The sequence below is a fragment of the Streptomyces sp. NPDC042259 genome, from assembly GCF_055582085.1.
Genome location: NZ_JBVJDW010000010.1, coordinates 88,154 through 105,505 on the forward strand (window position 1 = coordinate 88,154; position 17,352 = coordinate 105,505).

General features: G+C 73.9%; 15 protein-coding genes. 8 read left to right on the forward strand and 7 right to left on the reverse strand.

Annotated elements, in window-relative coordinates; all coding sequences use genetic code 11:
- Nucleotides 1–61: 61 nt before the first annotated feature.
- Nucleotides 62–463 carry a YidB family protein gene (locus tag ACZ6MA_RS24735; RefSeq protein ID WP_469436122.1) on the reverse strand — a complete coding sequence of 134 codons (402 nt, stop codon included), beginning with the start codon at nucleotides 461–463 and terminating at the stop codon, nucleotides 62–64.
- 482 nt (nucleotides 464–945) lie between these two features.
- Here ACZ6MA_RS24735 and ACZ6MA_RS24740 point away from each other — a divergent pair, with 482 nt between their 5' ends.
- A complete protein-coding gene (locus tag ACZ6MA_RS24740; protein WP_469436123.1) occupies nucleotides 946–1,623 on the forward strand; it encodes a hypothetical protein in 678 nt (225 codons plus the stop codon).
- A gap of 54 nt (nucleotides 1,624–1,677) precedes the next feature.
- On the opposite strand, the gene ACZ6MA_RS24745 is transcribed toward ACZ6MA_RS24740, so the two are convergent.
- The 6 genes from ACZ6MA_RS24745 to ACZ6MA_RS24770 all read right to left on the reverse strand — a co-directional run bounded on the left by ACZ6MA_RS24745 (nucleotide 1,678) and on the right by ACZ6MA_RS24770 (nucleotide 9,194).
- A complete protein-coding gene (locus tag ACZ6MA_RS24745) occupies nucleotides 1,678–2,844 on the reverse strand; it encodes a carboxylate-amine ligase (RefSeq protein ID WP_469436124.1) in 1,167 nt (388 codons plus the stop codon).
- Nucleotides 2,845–3,207: 363 nt separating this feature from the next.
- On the reverse strand, nucleotides 3,208–4,629 hold the full coding sequence (locus ACZ6MA_RS24750) for an MATE family efflux transporter (RefSeq protein ID WP_469436125.1): 1,422 nt from the start codon (nucleotides 4,627–4,629) through the stop codon (nucleotides 3,208–3,210).
- Entirely contained in the window at nucleotides 4,629–5,654 is a 1,026-nt protein-coding gene (locus ACZ6MA_RS24755; protein ID WP_469436126.1) for a cysteine synthase family protein, read from the reverse strand. The genes ACZ6MA_RS24750 and ACZ6MA_RS24755 overlap by 1 nt, the downstream gene beginning before the upstream one ends.
- 38 nt (nucleotides 5,655–5,692) lie before the next feature.
- On the reverse strand, nucleotides 5,693–7,054 hold the full coding sequence (locus ACZ6MA_RS24760) for a type III PLP-dependent enzyme domain-containing protein (RefSeq protein WP_469436127.1): 1,362 nt from the start codon (nucleotides 7,052–7,054) through the stop codon (nucleotides 5,693–5,695).
- Between the two features lie 65 nt (nucleotides 7,055–7,119).
- Nucleotides 7,120–8,163, reverse strand: coding sequence for an ornithine cyclodeaminase family protein (locus tag ACZ6MA_RS24765; RefSeq protein ID WP_469436128.1), 1,044 nt, complete (start codon nucleotides 8,161–8,163; stop codon nucleotides 7,120–7,122).
- 38 nt (nucleotides 8,164–8,201) lie between these two features.
- Nucleotides 8,202–9,194 carry a TauD/TfdA family dioxygenase gene (locus ACZ6MA_RS24770; RefSeq protein WP_469436129.1) on the reverse strand — a complete coding sequence of 331 codons (993 nt, stop codon included), beginning with the start codon at nucleotides 9,192–9,194 and terminating at the stop codon, nucleotides 8,202–8,204.
- Nucleotides 9,195–9,544: 350 nt separating this feature from the next.
- On the opposite strand from ACZ6MA_RS24770, the gene ACZ6MA_RS24775 reads away from it, so the two are divergent.
- From ACZ6MA_RS24775 to ACZ6MA_RS24805, 7 genes are all read left to right on the forward strand, one after another.
- Nucleotides 9,545–11,101 (forward strand): ABC transporter substrate-binding protein, encoded by a 1,557-nt coding sequence (locus tag ACZ6MA_RS24775; protein WP_469436130.1) that lies wholly within the window; start codon nucleotides 9,545–9,547, stop codon nucleotides 11,099–11,101.
- Nucleotides 11,098–12,108, forward strand: coding sequence for an ABC transporter permease (locus tag ACZ6MA_RS24780; RefSeq protein ID WP_469436131.1), 1,011 nt, complete (start codon nucleotides 11,098–11,100; stop codon nucleotides 12,106–12,108). Before ACZ6MA_RS24775 ends, ACZ6MA_RS24780 begins: the two co-directional genes overlap by 4 nt.
- Complete coding sequence (locus tag ACZ6MA_RS24785; RefSeq protein WP_469436132.1) at nucleotides 12,105–12,953, forward strand: ABC transporter permease; 849 nt, start codon at nucleotides 12,105–12,107, stop codon at nucleotides 12,951–12,953. The genes ACZ6MA_RS24780 and ACZ6MA_RS24785 overlap by 4 nt, the downstream gene beginning before the upstream one ends.
- A gap of 74 nt (nucleotides 12,954–13,027) precedes the next feature.
- Nucleotides 13,028–14,659, forward strand: coding sequence for an ABC transporter ATP-binding protein (locus tag ACZ6MA_RS24790; RefSeq protein WP_469436133.1), 1,632 nt, complete (start codon nucleotides 13,028–13,030; stop codon nucleotides 14,657–14,659).
- Between the two features lie 130 nt (nucleotides 14,660–14,789).
- Nucleotides 14,790–15,752: a hypothetical protein gene (locus ACZ6MA_RS24795; protein ID WP_469436134.1), complete on the forward strand. Its 963-nt coding sequence runs from the start codon at nucleotides 14,790–14,792 to the stop codon at nucleotides 15,750–15,752.
- A gap of 7 nt (nucleotides 15,753–15,759) precedes the next feature.
- Nucleotides 15,760–16,452: a hypothetical protein gene (locus ACZ6MA_RS24800; RefSeq protein ID WP_469436135.1), complete on the forward strand. Its 693-nt coding sequence runs from the start codon at nucleotides 15,760–15,762 to the stop codon at nucleotides 16,450–16,452.
- Entirely contained in the window at nucleotides 16,424–17,344 is a 921-nt protein-coding gene (locus ACZ6MA_RS24805) for an inositol monophosphatase family protein (protein ID WP_469436136.1), read from the forward strand. The genes ACZ6MA_RS24800 and ACZ6MA_RS24805 overlap by 29 nt, the downstream gene beginning before the upstream one ends.
- Nucleotides 17,345–17,352 lie beyond the last annotated feature (8 nt).

The window sequence follows — 17,352 nt, forward strand, 5'->3', positions numbered from 1 at the left end:
GGGCGAACGCGCCGTCACGACCGGCGCGCCGGCCCCGGCCGGGTCAAGCCGACCGGGGCCCTCAGAGCCGCGCCTTGATCACGTCCTCCAGTGCGCCCTGCGGCACCTCGCCGTCGGGAGTGAGCTTGTCGACCGCTTCCGGCAGGGCCGCGGCGAGCTGGTCGGCGGCGTCCTCCGGGGTGATGCCCGCCTGCTGTGCGACCCGGTCCAGCGTCTGGTACGGCAGGGCCTGGGCGACCTCCGCCCCGGTGACCGGTTCGTTCGCACCCCGGCCCACCCAGGAGCGGGCCTTGCCCTCCAGCCCGCCGTCCCGGAGTTCGCTCAGCAGCGCGGCGAGCGGGTTCCCCCCGCCCTGTCCGCTGTCGCCGAGCGTGCCCAGGAGGGCTGCCAGCAGTTGGCCCGTCCCGCTCCGGCCGCCGCCGAGCAGGCCGTCCAGCAGACTTCCCAGGTCCTCATCCGCCATGTCCCATGCCTTTCCCTGTCCCCGCCGGCTCTTGTTCACCTCTTGTTCCTCCAGGCCTACCCGTACCGGCCGGGTCCGGCCTGCCGACCGGGGCATGTTCACTCGTACGTAGCCGGTGACGGCCCCGCGCGGCCCGCCGCCCCCGCGTCGGCCACCCGGCCGAAACGGAGGGCGGCCGAAGGCGGAGAGGGCCGTGCCGTCGAGCGGGGGGACTGGCCCGAAAGCGATCCCGCGCACCGGGAACCCGCTGTCCTCCACGGCGGATTGCGGCGATCCGTGGGTGAATCCCGGGGCTCAGGTGTCCGGTTGGAGCAGGGCGGCGGCCTGCCCGGAGAGGCTGTAGCCCTTCGTCCGTACCAAGTCGCCCTGTGTACCAGGTCTGTATGCCGCCGTGTAACAAGTCCGTATAAGCCATCGAGCGCGCCCCGCACCACAGTATGACTGGTGCCTCACAGTGAGCGGTACGACCCGGAGGAAGCCCTATGGGTAGGCACAGTCAGCCCAACCGTGTGATGCGCGCCCATGCCACGGCGATCAAAGCGGCCACCATGATGGGTGTGGCGGGGGCACTGGCCTTGACCTTCCAGACGACGGGCGGGAACACCGCCGCCGAAGCGCGTTCCGAACCCCGCTTCGAGCCGGTGCCCGACCCCGTCGACGACCCGGCCGAGCCCACCGCCGCCACCCGCCGGGACAAGGGCGGCAAGCCGGCCGGGACGGCATCCACCGGGCCGTCCGACGTCGACTTCTCCGCGCGCCCGAAGGTCCGGCACACGGTGGGGCGCCCGGCCGGGACCGTGACACCGCCACCGCGCGCCGGGGACGGGCCCCGGGAGCCGGGGCGGGCGGCCGGGGCACCGGCGGCCGGTTGGGTGCCCGATGTGTCCGCCCTCGCCGCCCTTCCCGCCGTCGCCGCCGACGGCGCCGCCCGGACCGTCGCCGAGGCCGCCTCCGGGACGTCCCCGGCACCCGGGCGGGCCGTGACACCCCCGCTGTCGTCCCCGCCCCCGCCCCCGGCGCCCGCGCCCGGTGCGCCCACCGCGCCGACGGCGCGGCCGGCGGGCGGCCCGTCCGCCCAGCGGCAGGCGCCGCCGAGCGGCGTGGTCGACGGGCTGCTCGGTGGCGTCGCCGGCGTCACCGGCGCTCTGCTGGGCCGCTGAACGCCTAGGGCGTGTCCGCCGGGCGCCGCCCACCGGCGGGCCGTCGTCCGGCCGTCAGCCCTGGTCGGTGCCCACGGTGAGCAGGTCCACGACGTCGCACAGGTCGCCGCGCCGGCGGAAAGCCTCCCGCTGCCGGTCGGCGCCACCGCCGGTCAGGCGCCGGCGCCGCCACAGATCCCGGACGAGGGACAGATCGCCCGCCGCCTCCAAGGCGGGTGCCGCGCGGCGCAGCAGCCGGTCGACGCGTTCGACGGCCGGGTGGTGGCCCCCCGTCGCCGGGTCGACGCCGCGCCCGGTCAGGCCGTCCCGGGCGGCCCGCCAGTGCGCCGCGCGCAGCAGCGGGTCGAGGACGCCGGGCGCCGGGACGCCGCGCCGGACGTCGGCCAGCAGTACCGCCGCGAGCGCGCGCGTCAGACCGGCCAGGAGGATCACGGTGTCCACGTCCGCGTTGACGTCGGCCACCCGGATCTCCACGGTGGGGCAGTGCTCGGAGGGGCGGGCGTACCAATAGACCATCCTGCGGTCCACCAGCATGCCGGAGGTGACGAGGGTGTCCACGAGCGTGTCGTACGCCGTCGCGTCGGGGAGCAGGGGTGCGGGACCGGCGCCCGGCCACTGGGCCCAGCGCATCGTCCGCCAACTGGCGTATCCGCTGTCCCGGCCCGCGTGGAACGGCGAGTTGGCGGCGAGGGCCTGGAGCGCGGGCAGCCAGGGCCGGAGATGGTTGGCGAGCTGGACGGCCTGCTCCCGGGCGGCGACCCCCACATGGATGTGGCAGCCGCAGACGCCGGTGCCCTGGTCCCCGGTGACCAGCGGGCCGAACTCCGAGGCCATGCGCAGATAGCGGATCTGATCGGTGACCTCCAGCGGGCCCCGGGAGGGAATGATCACGGTGCCGGACGCCACCGCCCGGCAGCCGTATTCGGCGGCGGCCGCCGCGACGCCCGCGCGCAGCCGGGACAACTCCTTGTACAGATCGTCGAGCGTGGTGACGGGGTGCGTGCGGGTCTCGACCATGGTCGGGAAGATCTCCGCGCCGACCTGGTCGCCGAGGACGCCCTGGGCGCCCTTGATGACCACCGGCGCGCAGCCGACCGCGGCCCGCGAATGGCTGTCGACGAGGACGAACTCCTCCTCGACGCCCAGGGTGGGTATGTCGTCGGACGTCCCGAGCGGCGGATCACTCGAAGAGCCGATGTGCCGTATCGTCCCATCGCCCATCGCGCCAACTCCTCTTGCTGGTAGGTGTGATGACGGGCTGTCCAGGGCCGGACCGTGTCGCTTTTCCCCGCGGGCGCCGTGCCGTTCCCTCGGCTTCCCGGCGGCGGTCCGCGCGCGTCGCCCTCGGCCGGCGGAGGAACGGAATCATCGATCTGTTCGCCCCTGTGGGCGAGGAGTCGGGCCCGCCGACCGTCAGCGGCACTTCCTCGGCGCCAGGGGGGAAACCCATGGTGATGGGCGCCGCGCAAGCCGTCAATACGGGTCGGATCCGGTCGGGGCGTGGCGGGAACCGGTGCCAAAGGGGCAAAGCCCCGATCCGGGCGGCCGGGGCCGCGCCGGGACCGGGGCCGGTGCCGGACCCTCCTAACCTGCGGTGACGGGCTCCCGGGCGAGGCCGTGGGCGCGCAGACCGCTGCCGTAGCGGCGCAGCAGCAGGACCGCCGTGGTGGCGAGGCCGAGGAGCAGACCGAGCCAGATACCGAGGGTGTCGAGTCCCGCCGGGTAGCCCAGCAGCCAGGCGGCGGGCAGACCGACGAGCCAATAGCCGACGAGGGTGATGCGGAAGCCGCTCTTGGTGTCGTCGAGACCCCGCAGCAGACCGACGCCGATGTTCTGGGCGCAGTCGAAGAACTGGAGGAAGGCGATGACGAAGAGCAGCCGGGTGGCGATCGTGACGGCCTCGTCGTCGCCCGTGGCGCCGGTGTCGAGGAACGGGCGCAGCACCAGCCCGGGCAGCGTGGCGTAGCCGACGGCGACGACGGTCATGACGGCGGCGGCACAGGTGAGGGCGGTGTTCTTGATGCGCCGGGCGGCGTCGGGGCGGCCGAGGGCCAGCTCGCGGCTGACGTTGATGGACGCGGCGTGGGAGAGCCCCACGGCGACCTGGAAGACGATGTAGACGAGCTGGTTCACGGCGGTGTGGGCGGCGAGGGCGGCGCTCCCGAAGGAACCGGCCATCAGCGCGGTGACCGAGAAGAAGCCGGCCTCCGAACCGTAGGTCGCGGCGATGGGGACGCCCAGCCGGACGAGTTCGCGCACGGTCGCGCGGTCGGCCTTCAGGACGTTCAGGCCGAGCAGCGGGGCGAGGACGGTGTCCCGCTTCGCCGAGCGGTACAGGGCGAGGAAGGACAGGAGATAGACGGTCGAGGTGGCCACGCCGATGCCCGGCAGGCCCAGCTCGGGCAGCCCCCAGGTGCCGTGGATCAGCAGCCAGTCGAGGCCCGCGTTGACGGCGACCGAGGCGAGGGTGATCCGCAGCAGTGCCTGCGGGCGGCGCATGCCGACGGTGAACTGCCGGATCGCCTGGAACCACAGACACGGCAGCAGCCCCGGGGCCAGCGCCAGCAGCATCGTCCGCGCGCGGCCGGCGACCGTGGCGTCCTGGCCGAGCCAGGTGAGGCCCTGCCCGACGAGGACCATCAGGACGGCCCCGGCGACCCCGGCGAGCGTGGCCACCGCCATGCTCGCGCGGACGATCCCGACGACCTCGTCGCCCCCCGCCGCCGGGTCGGCACCGGTGCCGCCGGTCCGTTCGGCGCGGGCCGCGGCGGCCGCGATCCGGTTGCCCACCGAGGTGACGAGCCCCACGCCCATGGTGCGGAGCTGGTTGAAGAGGACGAGGGCCAGGCCGCCGGCCGCCAGGGCCTGGGTGCCGAGGACCCCCATCAGCACCGTGTCGGTGGTGGTCAGCGCCACTTGGGCGAGCTGGGTGAGGACGAGGGGGACGGCGAGGGCGGCCAGCGCGCGGCTGTCGCGCAGGAGGGTGAGCGGCTGCATGGATGGCATCAGTTCCCGCGGAGTTTGGTCAGCGTCTCGTCGATCTCGCGCTCCACCGCGAGGTCGATCAGATTCCGGGCGTTCATCCAGTCGTCGTCGAAGACGGTGTCCAAGTACTTCTCGCCGCCGTCGTTGACCAGAGCGACCATGGTGCCGCCCGGCGGCAGCGACGGCAGGCGGCTCAGCGCCTCGTACACCACACCGCCCGCGGAGCCGCCGATGAGCAGGCCGGTACGGGCCACGGCGCGGGCGGTGGCGAACGCCTCGACGTCACCGACCTTCACGCCCTCGTCGATCAGGTCGAAGTCGACCAGTGCGCCGATCTCGGCGCCTTCGGGGGTGCCGGTTCCCGACTGGTAGTAGTCGTGGGCGGGGCCGCCGAAGGCGATGGACCCCTTGGGCTCCACACCGACCGTGCGCACACCGGGGAGGAGCGTGCGCAGCTCCCGGGCGGTGCCGCACAGGGCGCCGCCGGTGCCGACCGCGCCGATGAGGACGTCGATCCGGCCGTCGAGGGCCTGGTGGAGCTCATGGGCCACGGGGAAGTAACCGGCACCATTGCTGGGGTTGTTGTGTTGTTCGGTGAAGACGGTGTTGTCCCGGCCCCGGGCCATGTCCGCCGCGAGTTCCTCCCGGGCGGCGGTGGCGAGTTCCCCGGTGCCGTCGTCGGCCACGTAGACGAGTTCGGTGCCCAGAGCCCTCATCCCGCGCAGCTTGTCCACGCAGGCGTGGCGGTCGACGACGGCGGTGAAGGTGTAGCCGCGCTCGGCGGCGATCACGGCGAGTCCCAGGCCGGTGTTGCCGGAGGTGGATTCGATGACGCGGCCGCCGGGGCGCAGTGCGCCGCGGGCCTCGGCGTCGAGCACCATCTGCCGGGCCATCCGGATCTTGGCGGTGCCGGTCGGGTTGTACATCTCCAGTTTGAGGAGCAGCCGGCTGCCGTTCTCGGTCCGGCACAGCTCGAACAGCGGGGTGTATCCGATGAGGTCGGAGATGCGGGAGACCACGGCGGGGCGCGCCAGTGCCTCGTTCATGGGGGAACTCCTGTGGCAGGCGGGGCGGGGAGAGAGTGTCAGCAGGCGGGGCGGCGGTCCAGGCGCCAGCGGGGCCGTCCACCGGTGTCGTCGAGGACGACCTTGGGCGGCAGCGGCAGATCGTGGAACGGCGACTCGTTGGAGTCCATCTGGTATCCGGCGGTGTTGCGGTAGACCAGCAGGTCACCCACCGAGGGGCGGGTGGGGAAGGGAATTTTCCGCCAGGTCAGCAGGTCGGACTCCAGACAGCTCGCGCCCCCCACCGACGCGGGGAAGGCCGTGCCGGCCGGGTCCGGCAGGGCCCGCCCGTCCGGAGTCACCAGCACCGGGTCCGGGAGGTACTCGCTGTTGAACCACTGCTCGGACAGGCTGAGGCTCGTCCCGTCGACGATGAGGATCCGGTACCCGTCGCGGTCCTTGACCCCCTGGACGCGGAAGACGGAGGCACCGGCCCGGTCCAGCAGGGCCCGGCCGGGCTCCAGCAGCAGGACCGTGCCGCTCGCGCGGAGCCGGCCGGCCAGCGTGTCCCGGCCGCCCTCGGGGACGGCGGCCAGGACGGCCCGCAGGGCGTCCGCCCCGGCGACCGGCGAGTGGTACGGGTAGAAGTCGGGGGCCGAGAAGGCCTTGCGGGCGTGGTAGTGCTCGGGCCGCTGCGCCGCCAGGAAGGCGTGCCAGTCGTCGGCCGCCGCGTAGTCGACGGCGAATCCGCCGCCGATGCTGATCCGGTCGGCCTGCAGCCCCCGCACGCGGGCCTGGAGACAGAGGTCGACGAGCTGCCCGGCGAGATCGGCGCGTGGCTGGGTGGCGTAGCCGGACAGATGGAAGCTGAACCCCTCCATCCGAACGGCGTCACCCGCCTGGACACATCGCTCCAGCGCCCGGGCCAGCTCGGCCTCGTCCAGGCCGAAGCGGCTGTGCGGCTGTGCCGGGGGGAGCCGGCGCAACAGCAGCCGGGCGGGGCGGGACGGGCCGGTGCGTGCCAGCGCGATGAGCCGGTCCAGTTCGTCGAGGGAGTCGACGGCGATCAGGGCTCCCTGGAGGACGGCGATACGCAGCAGTTCCTCGTTCTTGGCCGGGCCCGTCACCACGACACTGTCGCCGCGCACCCCGTGACCGAGGGCCTCGCGGAGTTCGCCGGGGCTCGCGACGTCCACCCCGGTGCCGGTGGCCGCGCAGCGTTCGATCCACGCGGCGGCCTTGTTGGCCTTCTTCGCGTAGTACACGCGCCCGTCCACCCCCGCGTCGTCCAGTACCGCCCGGAACGCGGTGAGGTTGGCGTCGAAGCGCTGCGGGAGCAGGAAGTGGAAGGGCCCGCCGAAGGCGTGGGCCAGCTCGTGGAGAAGGCCGCTGTCGAGGACCGCGTCCGTCTGGAGATCGGGGTGCGCGGGCAGCGTGGGCACGGGAAGCCGTGCGGGCGGGGCCGGTGGGACGGGAGAAGGGGCCACGGGGGGCACGGGTATGCCGGTCAGCGCCACAGCGGCACCCGTGTTCCCAGGCCCCGTTCGATGGCGAGCTGCGCGAAGCGGTGGCCGAGGGCGATGTCGGTGACGACCAGGCCGCTGTTGTAGGCGAAGATCCGCTGCTCCGGTGTGGCGCGGCCGGCCGCGGTGCCCGCGAGGACCGGGGGGAACTCGGTGTCCACGGCGGGGAAGTCGCCGTCCGGGTCCGCCATGTCGGTGCCCGTCACCCGCATTTGCGCCTCGCTGGTGGCCACGACGCGGTCGGCGCGGAGCAGTGTGGAGGGGGCCAGGCCGTGGCCGACGAGGATCGACAGCGCCCCGGGCTTCAGGTCGTCGGCCTCGATCGCCGCGGGGGTGTGGGCTCCCGCCGTGGCCACGATGACGTCGGCGTCCGCTGCGGCGGCCCGTGCGTCGGTGACGACCTCGACGTCCCGGTCGGGGAAGTGGGCGCGCAACTGCGCGCGGACCGCCTCGATTCCCTCGGGGTGGGTGCCGAAGAGCATCAGCCGGTCCAGCTCCGGCAGCGTGGTGAGCAGGAACGGCAGGGCCAGCCGCCCCTGGGTGCCGGTGCCGATCACCAGCGCGCCGCGCGCGCCGGGGGCGGCGCACTCGCGGGCCAGCAGCGCGGAGACGGCCGGGGTGCGCAGGGAGCCGACGCGGCCGCAGTCCATCATCGCCACGGGCAGACCGGTGGTGTCGTCGTAGAGGGTGAGGGAGGTGTAGTAGTGCTGCTCCGCGCGCCCCTGGTGCAGGCCGTGCTTGTACGAGGTCTTGACGGCGACGACGTCGCGGGAACCGTCGCGCCCGAGCATCGCGTAGGAGACGGAGTGGCCGTCGGCGGGCTTGACGGTGAGCTTGCGCGGGTTGTCCGAGTGCCCGGCGGCCAGGGTGCGGTAGGCGCCTTCCACCGTGGCGACGACGTCGGTGAGGGAGATGTCGATGCCCGCGAGGTCGCTGGTGGACAGCAGGCGCAGGGTCGTGTCGTCGGCGGGTGTGCCGGCGGCGTCGGATATCCGGGGCTCGCCGGTGGTGGCGGGGGTGGCGGTCATGTCTCGCTCCTCGTCTGGTGGTCGTCGCCGAAGGCGGGTCAGGCGGCGCGGGCCAGGGCGGCGGCCTGGCCGTAGCCGTGCTCGGTGGCCTCGGCCGGGGGACGGGTGGCCCGGCCGGGAACCCGCACCGAAGCGCGCTTGAGCCAGCGGTCGGTGCCGTCGTAGCGGGCCCGGAAGGGAACCCGGCCGTGCACGACGAGGTCGTTGTCGACGACGAGCACCTCGCCGGGGGCGAGGCTCACCGCGACGGAGACCCGGGCGAGTTCGGCCTCCAGACGTCGGTAGGCCGCCCGGTATTCGGGGGCGGCCCGCTCCAGCGGGGTATAGGCGGGGTCGAAGCGCAGGGTGAGGCCGCTCGGGGACCGCCAAAGCGTGGGGACGTCCGGCGGGAGCCCCTCGAAGCCGCGCGCCTCGGTGTAGGCGTCGTCCGGGAGGATCGGCAGAACGGGGCGGGTGAGCGTGTCGAGGTCGGCGTCGTCCAGCCGTACCTTGCGGATGCTCGCGGCGGTGGTGGCGATGTGGTCGTGGTTGCGCAGACAGCCGAGCATCAGCAGATGGGCGCGACCGGGGTGGAAGGCGTCCTCGGTGTGCGGGCTGAGCAGGACGTCGCTGCTGGCCCCGGTCTGCTCCCGCTCGTGGCCGGGCGCGGGAACGATGTTGTGGACGAACCGGCCGTCCTGCTGCCCCCGCCAGGCGATGGGGTCGCCCATGACCGTGGCGAGCAGCAGCATCACGATGTCGTGGACGGCGCCGGCGTCCCCGGCGGCGGCCCACCCGGCGGGTGTGGGGCCGATGCCGGTGTCGTCGACGGTCAGGCCGCGCAGGACGAACAGCCCGTCGTCGGTGTCCACGGGCCGCAGATGGTGCCGGACCGGCTCGCTCAGCTCCGCGGCCGATTCGGCGACGCGGGCGAGGAGTTCGGGGGAGGCGGCGGAGGTGCCGAATTCGGTGAGGATCGCGGCGGCGGCCCGGTGGAGTCCGTCTGCCGAGGCGGAGTCGAGCAGGCGGACGGGTGCGGCTCCCGTGCTCATGGCGCATTCATCCGTTTCGTGAGGTGGGGCGGGGGCCCGCTTCCGGACAGGGCGCGGGAAACGCCGTGGGGCAGGGCGGAGCGCGCTCGACGACCTGGAAGGGGGTGCGGCATATGGCGGAAACGCGGTGGTCGCGTCAGCGGTTGCCGAGGAAGCTACCATCGAAATTAGGTTAGGCAAACCTTACCGAACGGTAGTCCACTTCGTCCGATTTTTTGCAACTCATGGGCGTGAAGCGGAGGTTGAGGGGGATTCGTCTTTCGATTCAATGCTCACGCACAGTTGCGATCAGGCTCGTCTTTAGGGTAGCCAAACCTAAGTAGGACCAACTGCGGCGGAACGAGGACCACGTGAATTGGACAAGGCGCCAGGCGCTGTGGGCCGGCGGGGGCGTGGGCGCGGCCGCGCTGCTCGCCGCCTGCGGGGGCGGCGAGAACGGCACGGACGCGGCATCGGCGGACTCCGCCGGTGGCATACCCCGAAAGGGCGGCACGCTCCGCATAGGCGCGCTCGGCCGCGCCTCCGCCACCACCCGTGACCCGCACGGAGTCCAGGGCAACGAGAGCGACTACCTGATCATCGCCCTGGTCTACGACACCCTCACCGCACCGGGCCTCAAGGACAACACCGTCGGCCGCCTCGCCTCCGGCTGGAAGTCCTCCGAGGACCTCAAGACCTGGCGCTTCACCATCGCCAAGGGCGCCACCTTCCACGACGGCTCGCCCGTCACCGCCGACGACGTGGTGTGGTCGCTGCGCAGACTCCGCAACACCCCCGCGGGCGCGGGCCGGCTGCCGGGCATCAAGGCGGAGAACATCACCGCCGACGGCAAGGACACCGTCGTCCTCGTCTCCGACGACGCCAACGCCGATCTGCCCCTGCTGACCCGCCTGTCGACGTTCGTCCTGAAGAAGGACACCCCCGACAAGGAGATCGCCAAGGCCCCGGGCACCGGCCCCTTCAGGCTCGACTGGTTCCGCGGCGGCAACGCCCGTCTGCTGCGCAACGACAAGTGGCACGGCGGACCGGTCCACCTCGACGCCATCGAGGTGACCATGTTCGAAAGCCCCCAGGCCATGGCCAACGCACTGCTGGGCGGTCAGATCGACGTGGCCTCCAACGTCGGCGCCGTCGCGGCCCGCACCGCCGCCTCGCGCAAGGACGTCAAGATCACCCGCCGCCCCAACGACATGGCGATGCCGATCGTCATGCGGACCTCCGAAGGCCCCTTCGCCGACCCCAGGGTCCGGGAGGCCATGAAGCTCGTCGTCGACCGGGAGGCCATGGTCAAGCAGGTCCTCTCCGGCTACGGCACCGTGGCCAACGACATCCTCGGCACCGGCGACCCGGCCTACGCCCACGACATCCCCCAGCGCCGGCGCGACCTCGACAAGGCCAGGAAGCTCCTGGAAGAAGCCGGCTTCGACTTCTCCAGGACCTACGAACTCGTCACCACCGAGGACATCGCCGGGCTCGCCGAATCCGCGACCCTCTTCGCCACCCAGGCCCGCGAGGCCGGCATCAAGGTCAAGGTCGTCAAGCAGGAGTCCGGTGCCTTCTACGAGAAGACCTGGCTCAAGGGCGACTTCTACACCAACTACTGGGGAACCAACGACTCCGTGGTGTTCTTCGCCTCGAAGACCATGGCGACCGGCGCCGGGCAGAACGAAGCCGGCTGGTCGGAGAAGCGGTTCGACGACACCTACCGCAAGGTCATCGGCACCGCCGACAAAAAGGCCCGTGCCGCGTCCCTGCGCGAACTCCAGCTGATCGAGCACGAGAAGTCCGGCTATCTGCTGTGGGGCATGGCCGACGGCATCGACCTGGCCGCCCCCAAGGTGCGCGATCTGCCCAGGCTGCCCGGCTACGGACGCGTCCAGCTCGAGAACGTCTGGCTGTCGCGTTGAGCCGGACGCCGACGGCACGGCCCGGGGCCGCCCCCCATCAGGCGGCGGCCCCGGCACCGCGCCGGGCCGCGGCGGCGGCCGCCCGGGCCGGTGTCCTGCTCGCCAAGCGCGCCGCCCTGCTGTGCGTCCTGCTCGCCGTCGTGTTCGCCACCGTCGAACTGCTCCCCGGTGACGCGGCGTCCGCCGCGGCCGAACGCGGCGAGAGCGCGGCGGACACCGCGGCCCGCCGACATCTGCTCGGCCTGGACCGGCCGTTGTGGGAGCGGTTCGCCGACTGGATGACGGCGCTGCCCACCGGCGATCTGGGCACCTCCGCACGCGGGGAGAGCGTCACCGGCCTGCTGTCCGCCCCCCTGCCCAACACGCTCCTGCTGGGCGGGGCCGCCTTCGCCCTCACCCTCGTCTCGGCCCTCGCCCTGGGCTGCTGGGCGGCCGTCCGCCCCGGCGGGCCGGCCGACCGCGTCATCGGCCTCACCTCGACCGTCACCCTGGCCCTGCCCGAATTCGTCGTCGCCGTGGGGCTGTTGCTGCCCCTGTCGCTGTGGACCGGCTGGCTGCCCGCCGCCACCATGACCACCGCGGACGGCACACCCGCCTCCTGGACCATGCTGATCATGCCCGTCCTGGCGCTCGCCGTCCCGCAGACCGGGTGGAACGCCCGGATCGTCCGCGGCGCCCTGGCCGACCAGGCCACGGCCCCGCATGTGATCGCCGCCCACCTCGACGGGCTGACGCCCCGCCGCGTGCTGCTCCGCCACGCCCTGCCCGGCGCCTGGCCCGCCATCGCCGCCGGCGCCGCCACCTCCGCCGGCCTGCTGCTGGGCGGCGCGGTCGTGGTGGAGACCCTCTTCAACTACCCCGGGCTCGGCACCGTCCTGGCCGGTTCCGTCACCGACCGCGACACCCCCGTCATCGCCGGGGTCGTGGCCTGTACCGGAGCCGTCATCAGCCTCGTCCTGCTCGGCGCGGACCTCGTCCGCGCCCGCACCCTGGGAGCCCGCCCATGAGCGCCGACGCCCCCGCCCCGCCCCGGCCCCGCCGCGCCCGGGGCCGGGTCCTGATGCGGGTGGCTCCCGGCCTCCTGCTGACCCTGCTCGCCCTCGCCGGCCCCCTGCTCGCCCCGCACCCCCTCGACCGCCCCGTCACCGCCCCCTACGCCGCCCCCGGCGGCCCGGCGGCCCTCGGCGGCGACCAACTGGGCCGCGACGTGCTGAGCCGGATGCTGCACGGCGGCAGCGAACTCATCGCCGGCGCACTGGTCGTGGCCCTCCTCGTCACCGGCGCCGCCACCGTGCTGGGCTGCTTCGCCGTCCTGCGGCCCACCCTCGGCAGGCTCCTCGAACGCGGCGCCGACCTCGCCATCCTGCTGCCCCCCGTCCTGGGCCTGATGCTGCTCGCGGCGGCCTGGCCCGGCGGCGGCCGCCTCGCCGTGATCGTCGCCGCCGTCGCCCTCGGTGTCCCCTACGCGGTACGCGTCGTCGCCGGTGCCGCCGCACCCGTCGCCGCCGGCGGGTTCGTCGAGGCGGCCACCGCGAGCGGGGAACGGCTGTGGTACCTCGCCCTACGGGAGATCCTGCCCAACCTGCGGGCCACCGTCCTGGCCCTGTTCGGGCTGCGCTTCGTGGCCGCCGTCTACGTCATCGCCATGGCCGGCTTCCTTCAACTGGGCCCGCGCCCACCGGAAGCCGACTGGGCCCTGATGATCCGTGAGAACGCTCCCGGCGCCCTGCTCAACCCCTGGGTCGTCCTCGCGCCCGGCGCCGCCATCGCTCTGCTGGCCGTCAGCGTCAACCTGGCCGCCGACGCCCTCGCGCCCACCGCGCGACGGCACACGGCGGCCGCCGCCCGATGACCCCGGCCGACCCTCCACCCACCCCAGCCCAGCCACATACCCAGCCCCGCACCGCGGAGGAGCCCCGCCCGGCCATGACCGACCACCCGCCCGCGATACGGGTCACCGACCTCGCCGTCCATCTGCCCGACGGCCCCCGGCTGCTCGCGCGCACCACCCTCACCGCACGCCGCGGCCGCGTGAGCGCCCTGACCGGCCCCTCCGGTTCGGGCAAGACCACCCTGCTGCGCGCCCTCATCGGCGACCTCCCCGCCGGCGCCCGGGTCGAGTCCGGCACGGTCGAGGTGCTCGGCCACGACGTCCTCGCCCTCCCCGCCGACCGGTTGCGCCGGCTGCGCCGCCACCGGGTGGCCTACGTCGGCCAGGACCCCGGCTCCGCCCTCGACCCCCGGATGCGCGTGCGGCGGCTCGTGGCCGAGACCGCCGTCGACCCCTCCCCCCGCGCCGTCCTGGACCTGCTGGCCGAGTGCCGCCTGCCCACCACCACCGGGCTGCCCGACCGCCGCCCGGTGGCCCTCTCCGGCGGCCAGCAGCGCCGGGTCGCCCTCGCCCGGGCCCTCGCCCGCGCACCCGAGGTCCTCCTCCTCGACGAACCCACCGCGGGCCTCGACACCGCCCTCCGCGACGAGATCGCCGGCCTGCTGCGCCGCCTCGCCACCACCCGGAACCTCGCCGTCGTCCTCGCCTGCCACGACCCCGAACTCGTCGAGCGCTGCGCCGACGACGTGATCGCCCTCGGTACGCCCCGCGCCCCGGCGGCACCGTCGGCGGTTCCCGCGCCCAAGGTCCCTCCGGCGAACCGCCGTGGATCGGCCGGCGGCGCCGGGTGCGTGCGATCGCACAGCGCAGCGCCGCCCCTGTACCAGGCGCACTCCGGTGACCGGGACAACGCCGCGGACGGGCGTGCCGGACGCCGGGAGCCCGCGAAGATCCGCCTGACAGGCCCTCCGCGGCCCCGGGCGGAGCGCCCCGGCCCCGCCACGCCGGGGTCCGGCCTGGCCGCCCACGGGGTCGAGGTGGACTTCGCCCAGGGCGGCCGGATCCACCGCGCCCTGGCCGGAGTCGACTTCGCGGCGGCACCCGGCACCGCCGCCGCCGTCGTCGGCCCCTCCGGCTCCGGCAAGACCACCCTGCTGCGCGTACTGGCCGGACTGCGCCGCCCGGCCGCCGGAACCCTCACCCTCGACGGGCGGCCGCTGCCGGCCACCGCACGCGCCCGCGACCGCGAAGCACAACGCCGCATCCAACTGGTCCCGCAGAACCCGCTCGGCGCCCTCAACCCCACCCGCACCATAGGAGCCACCCTCGCCCGGCCGCTCCGCCTCCACCGCACCACCCCCAAGCCGGACATCGCCCACCGCGTCACCCGGCTCCTCCACGACGTCGGCCTGCCCGCCGACTTCGCCGGGCGCTACCCCCACGAACTCTCCGGCGGCCAGCGCCAACGCGCCTCCATCGCCCGCGCCCTGGCCCCCGGACCCGACGTCCTGCTGTGCGACGAGGTCACCTCCGCCCTCGACCCGGACACCGCCACCGCCGTCATGGAACTGCTCACCCGGCTCAAAACCGGACACGGGCTGACGCTGGTCCTCGTCAGCCACGAACTCCACCTCGTCGCCGCCCACACCGACACCGTCCACCTCCTGGAGGCCGGGCACGTCACCGCCACCGGCCCCACCGGGGAACTGCTGCCGGCCGCCCGGTGAACCGCCCTCGCCGCGATCCGGGCCGAGCCGCGCGGCGATGGCCCGGATCGCACCCGCGCGAAGCGGAAACCTGGTCGCCGGGCTCCGTCCCCTCCTACCATGACCGGTATCCGGGGGAGAGGGTGGAACAGTGGCGCGCACAACCACGGATCCGGGGGGCCGGGTCGAAAAGGCCGTCTCCTGGACCATCAAGAACATCGACGGCGTCGTCGCCACCGGCGCCGCCCTCATCATCGGCCTGCTGGACATCTTCGACCAGAACGTCGACGCCAACGTCACCTCCGGCGCGACCCTGTTGGTCCTGGCCGCGCTCGTCTTCGGGACGCTGACCGAGCGGCGCCGGCGCATCGCGGACATCCGCGAGGCGACCACCGGCACCCGGCACGCCCTCGAAGACCTCACCATGGTGCGGTCGTTGTCCGGCGCCGAGCTCGAACGGGCCCTGGAGCAGGCGCGGCAGAACACCGACCACTGGATCTTCAAGGGCGGCACCGGGACATATCTGCGCGCCGTGACCCTGCCGGTCTGTGTCCAAGAGGCGCAGCGCCAGCGCCGCTCCCTGGCCGTGAAGATCGACATCGTCAACCCCGCCGACGACCAGGCGTGCGCGGCCTACGCCCGCTTCCGGCAGACCTTCGCGCACCAGCTGGACGTCGTACCGCCCGACGCCTGGAGCGCCGACCGGACCCGCAAGGAATCCTTCGCCACGGTGCTCGCCGCGTGCTGGTACCGGCAGCGGCTGGACACCCTGGAGATCGGTGTCCACCTGTCCTCCGTCGTGCCCACCCTGCGCTTCGACCTGTCCTCGTCCTGCCTGATCATCACCCAGGACGACCCGCGCCGGGTCAATCTTCTGGTCGAGCGGAACCGGCCGCTCTACGACTACTACGTCACCGAACTCCACCAGAGCCGGGAGCAGGCGGTCACCCTCGACCTGGTCCGCACCGAGCCCCTCGGCGAGGAGCCGACGGTCGACGAGGTGTACCGGCTCTTCGAGGGGCTCGGACTGCCCCTCCCCGCCGCGTTCACCGACCGGGACGTCAGCGACATCATCGACAAGGCGCTGCACCCGGAGAATCCGTACCGGAGGTGAGCTTCGAGTGCGCAAACCCGTGGACTACCGGCTTTTCGAGCGGTCCGTGGACCGCGACGAGGCGGTGGCGGGCCTGTTCGACGCGGCCGCCTCGGCCCTCGACGAGATCGCCTCCGGGCGGCGGGAGCTGCGCGCCGTCCGCCACCCGCTCGGCTTCCTCTGCCTGCCCGTGGAGCGCGACGGCGACCGCGGTGTCTGCCTGCACGTCTTCGGCACCGGCCTGCCCGGCGCCGCGCAGGCGGCACCGACCACCTCGCCCGTCCACTCGCACAGCTGGGAGCTGACCAGCTGTGTGCTGTACGGGAGCGTGGGCAATCTGCGGGTCCGGGTGCGCGAACACCCGGACGTACCCACCCACCGGGTCTTCGAGGTGCGCAGCGACCCCGCCGGGGTGGACGACATCCGGCCGACTTCACGCCTGGTGAGCTGCGAACCGGGCCCCGAGCAGACCGTGACGGGAGGTGAGATCTACACCCTCGCGGCGGGGGAGTTCCACACGTCCGTCGTACCGCGTGGCGGCTTCGCCGCCACCCTGCTGCTCGGCCGTGCGCGCCCCGGGCGCTTCGACCTCTCCCTCGGGCCGGTGCATGGCCGCGGTCACCGGGTGGTACGACAGACATGCGACGCCGCCCAGACGGCCCGGACAGCCCGCACCGTCCTCAGGAGGATCGATGCGCCTCACTCCCCTCACCCCCGATAGCACGCGCGGCCGGACCGCGGCACCCGACCCCGGCGCCCCCGACGGGGAGTTCGCGGGGCACTTCACGGCCGAGCGGCGACTGGCCGTCGCCGCCGCCCGGGAAGCGGGCGCGCTGCTGCGCTCGCGCTTCCAGGACGACTACGGCGTCCGCGCCAAGGGTGATCACGGTGACGTGGTCACCGAACTCGACCTGATGGCCGAGCGCCTGGTCGTCGGGCGGATCCGGGACGCTTTCCCGCACGACCGGATCCTCGCCGAGGAGGCGGGCACGCTGGAGGGCGACGCCACCGGCGGGCCCCCGCGCCGCACGTGGCTGGTGGACCCGCTCGACGGCAGCAACAACGTCGTCATCGGACTGCCCGCCTACGTCGTCGGCATCGCCCTGTGCGTCGACGACGTGCCCGCGGTCGGCGTCGTGCACGATCCGGTCACCGACCGGACCTGGACCGCCGCGGCCGGCCGCGGCGCCTACGGGCCGCACGGGCGACTGCGCTGCCCCGCCCGGCCGCCCTCACCCGCCGGGCCGTTGCTCGCCTGGACCCAGGGCCACGGCGTGGCGCGCGACGACCGGGCCGCGCACGGTCTCAAGGAGGTACTGGAGGCCCGCTCCCGGCGGTTGCTCCAGCTCTGGGCGCCGCTGCTGACCTGGTCCATGCTCGCCCGCGGTGACATCGACGGGTTCGTCGGCTACCGCGCGGAGGCCATCGACCTGCCCGCCGGCGCGCTGCTGGCCGCCGAGGCGGGGCTGGAGATCCGCACCCTGGACGGAAGGCCCTTCCACCCCGGTGTCACGGGCCCGGACACCGACCGCAGCTTCGTCGCGGCCCGCCCCGGGGACCTCCCCCACCTGCTGGACCTGGTCGGGCGGAGCGTGACCGACGGCGCGCGCTGAGCGGCGCA